This is a genomic window from Deltaproteobacteria bacterium, assembly GCA_016234845.1.
GTDB lineage: Bacteria > Desulfobacterota > Deferrimicrobia > Deferrimicrobiales > Deferrimicrobiaceae > JACRNP01.
Map to the genome: position 1 here is coordinate 1 of JACRNP010000018.1, position 8,320 is coordinate 8,320.

Below are 8,320 nucleotides of genomic sequence, written 5' to 3' on the forward strand. Positions count from 1 at the left end.
GTCGACGATCGATTTTCCGCCCGGGTGGACCGCCCAGAGGTCGATGTCGGGGAGGGCGAGCCCCGCGCCTCCGAGGGCCGGTTCCACCAGGCCGCGGATGTTCCCGCCGATGATCTTCGGCACGTAGGAGGACAGCGCGATGTCGAACCCCCGGTCCCCGATCTTCCAGGTCATGTCCTGCTCCCCCGCGGGGACGAGCGCGGATCGGAACTCCCCGATGCGCAGCGAGGGGGCCCCCGGCACGGGCGGACGGGCGGAAACGATCGCGGCGCCCGCGCCGTCGGCGAACAGGGAGTTCGCCAGCAGGTTGTCCTCCGAACCGGTGAGCTGGAGGTGCAGCGTGCCCAGCTCGACGCACATCACGAGGACGACGGCGGAGGAGTCCGCCGCGCAGAACTGGGCCGCCATCCGCAGCGCGGGGAAGGCCGCGTAGCACCCCATGAACCCGAGATGGTACCGCTGCGTCGCGTCGGACATCCCCAGTTCCCGGACGATGTGGAAGTCGGGTCCGGGGTTGTAGAAGCCGGTGCACGACACGGTGACGACGTGGGTCACGTCGCCGGGGCCGATCCCGGGGCAGTTCGAAAGGATCTTCCGCGCCAGCCGCACGGACATCTCCCGGGATTCGGCGGCGAAGATGTCGTTCCGCGCGGCGGTGCCCGGTCCGCGCAGCTTCCCGTCGGCGTCGCGCCGGAAGAAGGCGTCCTTTCCCTCCCCGTCGAAGTTCCGCAGGACGGAGTGCCGCCGCTCGATGCCGGAGTTGCGATACACGGCGCGGACGAGCCGCCTCTCCCGATCGCTTCCTGACCACTCCTGCATCTTCGCCATCGCCTCCTCCTGGTTGAAGGAGAAGTCCGGGAGAAGCGTGTCGATCCGATGGATCCAGGCGGTCATGGCTCCCTTTCGTTCCCGCGGGACGAACCGGTCCTTCAGGGGGTGCCCCGGACGGTGACGGCGATCGTCCCCTTCACGACGACCCGGTCGCCGACTCGGATGAGGCCGAGGACGGAGGGGGGTTTCAGGTCGAACTCCTTGAGCGACAAGGGGAATTCGACGTCGAAGGAGATCCGGTCCCCCTCTTCCCTCCAGTTGCCGGCGGTCGCGGGGATCTTCCGCTCCACGCCGCGGATCGCGAGGGTCGCCTCGATGGGCATCGTTCCTCCGGCGTCCTTCCGAAGCCGCTCGCGGAACGCCTCCGCGTCGATGTTCCGCGCAACCGCACGGATCACCGGGTGCCGGTCGGCCTGGAACATCTCCCGCATCTTCGTGTCCCGGGATTCGTTGCCGGTCCTCATCTCCGACACCGGGAACAGCACCTCCACGGCGGGAAGGGTCCGTCTCCCCGCGGCGTCCTTCGAAAGCGGCGCCGCGAAGGTCCGGGAGCGCGCGGTGCCGGAGAAGTCGTGGAGCGTGGAGGTGGCCAGGAAGCGGACGTCGCAGTTCCCCTGCAGCTCATCGGCGAAAGCGGGACCCGCCAGCAGGGTCACCAGGAGGAACGCGATCCTGAATTTCACGGGGGTACCGCTCCTCTCGCGCGTTCCCGGCGGGCGGGGAGGCACGCGTCGGGAGACTTCACTTACAATGATACCATGGACATGACGACCGCCTGGGTGCCCCCGATGCTGGCGGCGCAGCGGCTCTTCGAGATCTGGCTTTCGGCCCGGAACCGTCGTCGGCTCCTTGCCCGCGGCGGAGTGGAGCTCCGCCCGGAGACGCATCGCACGATGGTCGGCCTCCATGCGCTGTTCCTGGCTTCGCTGACGCTGGAATCGCACCCGTGGAGCGTACCCCTGGATCCCCTGACGTGGGGATGCCTGGCCGCCCTCGCGGCGGTTACGTTCCTGCGGTACTGGGCGATCTTCTCGCTCGGGGAGTTCTGGAGCACGCGGGTCATCGTCGTTCCGGGCGCCCGGGTCGTCCGGTCCGGTCCGTACCGGTTCCTCCGCCACCCGAACTACATGGCCATCGTGCTCGAATTCCTGATCCTCCCGGCCCTGGTGCGCGCCCCCGCCACTCTCGTGCTGTTCTCCGCCGCCAACCTGGCGGTGCTGCGCCAGCGGATCCGGATCGAGGAGGGCGCGTTGATCGGGTGCACGGACTACGCGGACCGGTTCGCCGGTTCATTCGTATTGCGGAATCCGGAGAATGGGTATAATGCCTCCGGGAAGACGGGAATCCACTATCGGGAGGGATCGATCATGGTCGGGACGCCCAGGAAATCGGCCGAAAGCGAGGAGGAATATTTCGCACGCCTGGAGTTCGAGCGGAGGAAGCGGATCGAGGAGGAGAAGCAGAGGAAGATGGCCGCCCAGGAAAAGCAGCGGCAGCGGGATCTGCACTTCATGCACTGCCCCAAGTGCGGCATGGAGCTGATCGAGGTGGACTACAAGACCCTGAAGGTCGACCGCTGCTCCTCGTGCGACGGGGTCTGGATGGACGCGGGGGAGCTGGAGGCCGCGGTGGAGCTCGAGAAGGGGTTGCTGGGGCGGATCTTCGGGCTGTGACCGGCTCCGCGGTCAGCGGAGCCGTCTCAGGTAGATGAGCTTGTCGTCGCCCATCGCGTAGTAGTCGGGAAGCGTGGCGGCGAGAGTGCATCCGGCCTTGTCGTAGAATACCCGCGTGGAGCCGTAGCTCTCCTGCGACGACGTTTCGATCACCAGGAGGTACCCCCCGCGTTTGAGGACCTCCTCCTCGACGAACGACAGGATGGTCCTGCCGTACCCTTTCCCCATCCGGTCCGCCCGCGTGGCGATCCAGTACAGGTCGAAGGTCCCCGCGGTCATGGTGTTCTTTCCGAAGCAGGCGTACGCGGCCACCGTGCCGTCCTCCTCGGCCAGGACGTACGGGTGGTAATCCTCCTGCTCCTTCTTCGTCAGGGCGATGTCGACCAGCTCCATCGCCACGTCCACCTCGAACGGCTTGAATGCGCGGGTCCCGGCGATCAGCGCCCGGATCGCCTCGCGGTCCCCGGGCTCGATGGGGCGGATGCGCGTCACCTGGGGCCCAGCGCGATGCCCAGCCGGAGGATCTCGCCGACGAGCTCCGGGTAGGAGAGGCCGTTGGTCCGGGCGGCCCGCGCCATTCCCGCGTCGGGGGAGATGTCGGGGTTGGGGTTCACCTCGAGGACGAACAGGTCGCCCCGGTCGTTCATCCGGAAGTCGACGCGGGCGTAGCCGGTCAGACGGAAGATGCGGGCGCACGCGAGGGCGGTCCCCGACAGCCGCGAGAGCAGCTCGGGCGGCGCCTCCGCGGGGCACACCGGCGCGATCTCCGCGTAGGACGGGTGGGTCGAATCCCACTTCGACTCGTAGGTGCACAGGTGCCACCGCGGGTTCCGGTACACCAGCTCCGCGGGCGGGAGCGCCCGGTGCGGGTCCGCCGCCGTCCCGTTCCCGAGCACTCCGACGTTGAATTCCCGCCCGCCGGCGTACTCCTCCGCGAGGGCGTCCTGGCGGAACACCTCCTTGAGCCACCGGACCTGCCGGCGAAGGCCGGCCAGGTCCCGCACGAAGCTGTCCTCGGTGATCCCGGCGGAGCCGTCCTCGTTGGCGGGCTTGACGACCAGCGGGTACGGGATCTCCGGGTCCCCGTCCGGATCGGCGGAGAAGAGCCGGAATCGCGGGGTGGGGATGCCGTTGGCGGCCAGCAGCTGCTTGGTGAGCGCCTTGCTGTTGCAGATCCCCAACGTGAGCGGGCCGTTCCCGGTGTACGGAATGCGGAGCAGCTCGAGGAGCGCGCAGGCGTGGAGCTCCTTCTCCGGCGACAGGTACGGGCATTCGCTCAGGTTGAACACCGCGTCCGGACCCGACGCGCGAAGCGAGGAGACCAGCTCCCCGGCGTCCTTGCCGAAGGTGTGCGGCCATGCGTCGTGACCGCGCGCGGCCAGCGCGTCGGCGACCGCCTTCGCGCTCACCGCCAGGTCCATGTCCTCGCGGATCTCCTCCTTCACGTCCTTGATCGACTCGAACACGGAGGTGTAGAGGACGGCGATGCGCGCGCCCGTCACGGCCACGGGAGTCAAGCGGCCGTCCTGCCGAGGCGGGACAGCGCGTGGGAGAGGATCTCCGAGACGAGGGAGAGATAGGGGAGTCCCATCCGCTCCGCCATGATCGGAAGGTCGCCGTACCCGGGGGAGAGCCCGGGGAGCGGGTTGCACTCGATGAACTGCGGCGTGCCGGACGCGTCGAGCCGGAAGTCGATCCGCGAGAAGTCGAGGCACCCGAGGGCCCGGTAGATCCCCAGCGCGCACCGCTCGATCTCCCCGAGGGTCTTCCCGGGCAGATCCGGAGGAACGCGGTACGACACCCGGTTCTCCCAGTCCCGCTTCACCTCGAGGGAGTAGACGAACTCGGACGTGGGAACCGATTTCGGCACGATCTCCATCATCCCGGCCACGCGCGGCGGGTCGTTCCCGAGCACCCCCACCGTGACCTCCGCCCCCGGAACGAACGCCTCCACCAGCGCTTCCTGCCGGTACGTCTCCGTCACGAACCGGACCATGTCGCGCGCCTCCTCCAAGGTGGTGGCGCGGGATTTGAGGCGGACCCCCTTGCTCGACCCTTCGAAGGCGGGCTTGACGATGACCGGGCAGGGGAACGGCAGCGTCGTGAATTCGGCGGCCGAACGGAACGCGCGGAAGGCGGGGGTCGGGAACCCCTCCTGCAGGACCAGCTTCTTGGCGACCGGCTTGTCGAGGGTGACCGACAGCGTCAGCGGATCCGAGCCGACGTACGGGATGCGGAGCATCTCGAGGAGCGCGGGCACGTGCGCCTCGCGGCAGCGGCCCCCCTCCCCTTCCGCGATGTTGAAGACGATGTCGGGGGCCGCCTCCCGCACCGCGTCCACGAACGCCGCCCCCGCGGGGAGGCGGCGGACGTCGTGGCCAAGCCGGGAGAGGGCGTCGCAGATGTGGCCCACCGTCGCCTCGGAATCGTACTCCTCGAAGGCGTCTTCGGGCAGGTGATCGGGGTGGGCGGCCGGCTTTACGTTGTAGGCGAGGCCGACTCGCACCGGCGCTTTCTCCTGGCCATCCGCTCGTTCCCCGCGGGGATGAGCGCCCGGACCTCCCCCGTCAACAGGCGGTAGACGTCGTTGCGCGCCGAGGGGAGGGCGGTTTCCGGACGGGCCGACGGGCGTCCGTCGGCCCGGGCCTCCTCGTAGCTCACGATGATCCCCTCGTAGTTCCGGAGGACGGTCCGGTCCTCGCCCATCGACAGGATGTAGGTCGGCATCAGCGGGATCTTCCCGCCGCCGCCGGGCACGTCGACGACGTAGGAAGGGATGGCGAGGCCGGAGGTGTGGCCGCGCAGCGCCTCCATGATCTCGATCCCCTTCGTCAGCCGCGTGCGGAAATGCTCGAGCCCGCGGACCATGTCGCACTGGAAGAGGTAGTACGGGCGGACCTTGGCCTTCAAAAGCTCCGTGTTGAGCTTCCGGATGATCTCGGCGTGGTCGTTCACCCCTTTCAGGAGGACGGTCTGGTTGTTCACCGGGACGCCCGCCCGCAGCAGCCGGTCGCACGCCTGGCGCGCCTCGGCGGTGACCTCCCGCGGGTGGTTGAACTGGGTGTTGATCCAGATCGGGCCGTGCTTCTCCAGGACGGCGCACAGCTCGTCGTCGATCCGCATCGGCAGGACCACGGGTACGCGGGTCCCGATCCGGATGACCTCGACGTGCGGGATCTTCCGCAGGCTCTTCAGGATGTAGTCGAGCCGCTCGGTCGGGAGCGTCAGCGGGTCGCCGCCGGAGATGATGACGTCGCGGATCTCCTCGTGACGTTTCACGTAGGCGAACATCTTGGAAAGCTCGAATTCGGTCTTGGCGGCTTCGCCCAGCGACCAGATCCGCTTCCGGGTGCAGTGCCGGCAGTACATGGAGCAGAAGTTGGTGACCACCAGGAGGCACCGGTCCGGGTACCGGTGGGTGAGCCCGGGGACCGGCATGTCCTTTTCCTCCTCCAGCGGGTCGTCCTCGCCGCCCTCGACGCCGAAATACTCCTCGGCGGAAGGAGTGGCCTGGCGGGCGATCGGGTCGTCGGCGTCGTCGAACCGGACGAGGGAAAGGTAGTACGGCGTGATCCCCATGCGGTAGAGGTCGGTCACGCGGGAGAGGAGGCGGATCTCCTCCGCGGAAAAGCCGCAGAGGCCGGCGAGGTCTTCCACGGAGGTGATGCGGTGGGCCAGCTGCCAACGGTAGTCGTTCCACTGCTCGCGCGTGACCTGCGGCCAGGGCAGGCCGACCGGCGCGGTCCTTCCCTTCGGGCGCCTCAGCGGTACGGCGTCGTCACCGGGATGGGTCTCCATGGTCCTCCTCGATTCCCCCCGCGTCCGGGGTGGATGGCCGGGGCCGCCGCCCCCGCTTTAACGCCCGCTCGTGCGCACCCAGAGAAAGTCGACGAGCGTCTTCCCCTTGTTCGAGAACGCGAACTCCTGCTCGCCCGCGAAGTAGAGGCTCTCGCCCTTGCGGGCCACGTAGGCGATCTGCCCGAGCCGCAGCGTCAGACGCCCGGCGAGGACCTGGATGTAGTTCTCCCCTTCCTGCGCCGGTTCCGGGGGCGTCTGCCTTCCCGGGGCGATCGTGGCGCGGTAGGCGACCAGGGAGCGGTAGCGGCTCTTGGGCAGGAGCGTGTCGAACGTCTTGTATCCGGTGACCTCGGAGGGGAGGGCGTCGCTCTTCCGGAAGAGCACCTTCTCCTCGTCCACGTCGGCGAAGAAGGAGGAGGGCGTTTCGTTGAGGGCGGTGAGGATCTCGAAGAGGTTGGCGACGGAGGGGGAGGTGAGGTTGCGCTCGACCTGGGAGATGGCGCCTTTCGTGAGGCCGGCGCGCTCCGCCAGATCGGCCTGCGCGAGTCCGTTGATCTGCCGGAGATGCTTGATCCTCGCTCCGATGTCGATCACGGGACTGTTTTTTAAACCCTCCGTTTAATAAACCTACCCAAAGTTTAAAAACTCCGGTTCATCGTGTCAACCGGAAAATGCCGAATCCCATTAAGATTTTTAATATTCGACCTGCGCCCTCTAATCACGGAGGGACGGTTCCCTATACCCGGAAAAACGGCTTTCCGGATGGGCCGCGGAGCGGGTTCGCGTCGCGTGAGGCCTTGCCCGGCGCGGATTCCGGAGCGACGCGCTTTGTTTACGCGATCGGCTTCCGTGTCGGAACCGCAAGGCGTCGTCCGTCGGTGGAAATCGCCGATCGGATTCGCCGGGGGGACCTTTGTTGACTTCGGGGAGAAAATCGGGGACAATTCTCCTCCGCAGGTGGGGGAGTAGCTCAGCTGGGAGAGCACCACGTTCGCAACGTGGGGGTCGAGGGTTCAATCCCCTTCTCTCTTCACCACGAACATGTACCAGGGGATTGAACCGGCATCGGGCGCCGAGCGATTAGCGAGCCCCGCCCGCGGTCGATGAAAACCATGGCCGCTGGGGTCCCCTTCCCAAGAATGCAGGAGGGGGAGATGAGCGCGACGCACGGGAGGGCGTCAGCCCGATGCCGCGCCGCCAAGGGCCGCCCCACTCCCGGATGAACTGCGCTCCCTGGGGTACCCCGCGAATTAATACCTTGGGGCAATCGCCTGGATGGCCGCCCCTTTCCCGGACGAACAGCGCTCCCTTGGGGTACCCCGCGAAATACTGCCTTGGGGCAAGCCTCATCGGTCAATCCCCTTCTCCTCCTTACCTTTGCTGCTTTTGATCTTATATGTGTTCCGGTTTCTTCTTTTCCCCGGTTTACGGTTTCGCAGTCCCCCGCGGTCGGTAGTATCATCCGAGGATGACGTTCTCCCTCTCCGCGCCGCTGTTCGTGCAGGTGGCCGTGCCGCTGCCGATCGACCACCCGTTCACCTACCGCGTTCCGGCGGGAGAGGAGCACCGGGCGCAGGTCGGCGTCCGCGTCCTGGTCCCCTTCGGGCGGCGCAAGCTCACCGGCCTCGTGACCGAGATCACCGACGCCTCCGCCCTGGAGGGGCGCGAAGCGAAGGACCTGCTCGCCTTCCTCGACGACTCCCCGTACGTGTCCGAGCGCCAGCTCGCATTTCTCGCCGCCGCCGCAAGGCGGTGCCTCGCGCCGATGGGGGAGATACTGCGCACCGCGCTTCCCCGCGGCCTCCCCAGGAAGGAGGCTCCCGCGGCGCCGCGGGCGGAGACGTTGTTCCGTCTTCCCGGCCCGGAGCCGCGGGACGCCATGACTCCGAAGCAGCGGGAGGTGTTCGAGACGGTCCGCGCCCCGGGCGGCCTGTCGTCGGCCGACCTCTCGGCGCGGGTTCCGGGCGGCGCGGGCGCCGCGAAGCGGATGGCGGGCCGCGGCCTCCTCGTCGCGGAGA

General features: G+C 68.0%; 9 protein-coding genes and 1 tRNA gene. 3 read left to right on the forward strand and 7 right to left on the reverse strand.

The genetic code is table 11. The features are described from left to right. On the reverse strand, positions 1-894 hold an 894-nt coding region (locus tag HZB86_01615; protein ID MBI5904246.1), incomplete at its 3' end, for a type III polyketide synthase. Positions 895-929: 35 nt separating this feature from the next. Next, entirely contained in the window at positions 930-1,514 is a 585-nt protein-coding gene (locus HZB86_01620; GenBank protein ID MBI5904247.1) for a YceI family protein, read from the reverse strand. A 75-nt stretch (positions 1,515-1,589) separates the two neighbouring features. On the opposite strand from HZB86_01620, the gene HZB86_01625 reads away from it, so the two are divergent. Beyond that, the gene (locus tag HZB86_01625) at positions 1,590-2,504 is read left to right on the forward strand and encodes a zf-TFIIB domain-containing protein (protein MBI5904248.1); all 915 of its coding nucleotides are present in this window, start codon (positions 1,590-1,592) and stop codon (positions 2,502-2,504) included. A gap of 12 nt (positions 2,505-2,516) precedes the next feature. Here HZB86_01625 and HZB86_01630 read toward each other — a convergent pair whose 3' ends face one another. The 5 genes from HZB86_01630 to HZB86_01650 are packed head-to-tail and all read right to left on the reverse strand — an operon-like array spanning position 2,517 to position 6,896. Next, positions 2,517-2,996 carry a GNAT family N-acetyltransferase gene (locus HZB86_01630; protein ID MBI5904249.1) on the reverse strand — a complete coding sequence of 160 codons (480 nt, stop codon included), beginning with the start codon at positions 2,994-2,996 and terminating at the stop codon, positions 2,517-2,519. Continuing rightward, positions 2,993-4,021: a D-alanine--D-alanine ligase gene (locus HZB86_01635; protein ID MBI5904250.1), complete on the reverse strand. Its 1,029-nt coding sequence runs from the start codon at positions 4,019-4,021 to the stop codon at positions 2,993-2,995. Before HZB86_01635 ends, HZB86_01630 begins: the two co-directional genes overlap by 4 nt. After that, entirely contained in the window at positions 4,018-5,010 is a 993-nt protein-coding gene (locus tag HZB86_01640) for an ATP-grasp domain-containing protein (protein MBI5904251.1), read from the reverse strand. Before HZB86_01640 ends, HZB86_01635 begins: the two co-directional genes overlap by 4 nt. After that, positions 4,983-6,302: a KamA family radical SAM protein gene (locus HZB86_01645; GenBank protein ID MBI5904252.1), complete on the reverse strand. Its 1,320-nt coding sequence runs from the start codon at positions 6,300-6,302 to the stop codon at positions 4,983-4,985. The genes HZB86_01640 and HZB86_01645 overlap by 28 nt, the downstream gene beginning before the upstream one ends. A gap of 57 nt (positions 6,303-6,359) precedes the next feature. Beyond that, positions 6,360-6,896: a helix-turn-helix domain-containing protein gene (locus HZB86_01650; protein MBI5904253.1), complete on the reverse strand. Its 537-nt coding sequence runs from the start codon at positions 6,894-6,896 to the stop codon at positions 6,360-6,362. A 365-nt stretch (positions 6,897-7,261) separates the two neighbouring features. On the opposite strand from HZB86_01650, the gene HZB86_01655 reads away from it, so the two are divergent. Next, positions 7,262-7,338, forward strand: a tRNA-Ala gene (locus HZB86_01655). 432 nt (positions 7,339-7,770) lie between these two features. Beyond that, on the forward strand, positions 7,771-8,320 hold a 550-nt coding region (locus tag HZB86_01660), incomplete at its 3' end, for a primosomal protein N' (protein ID MBI5904254.1).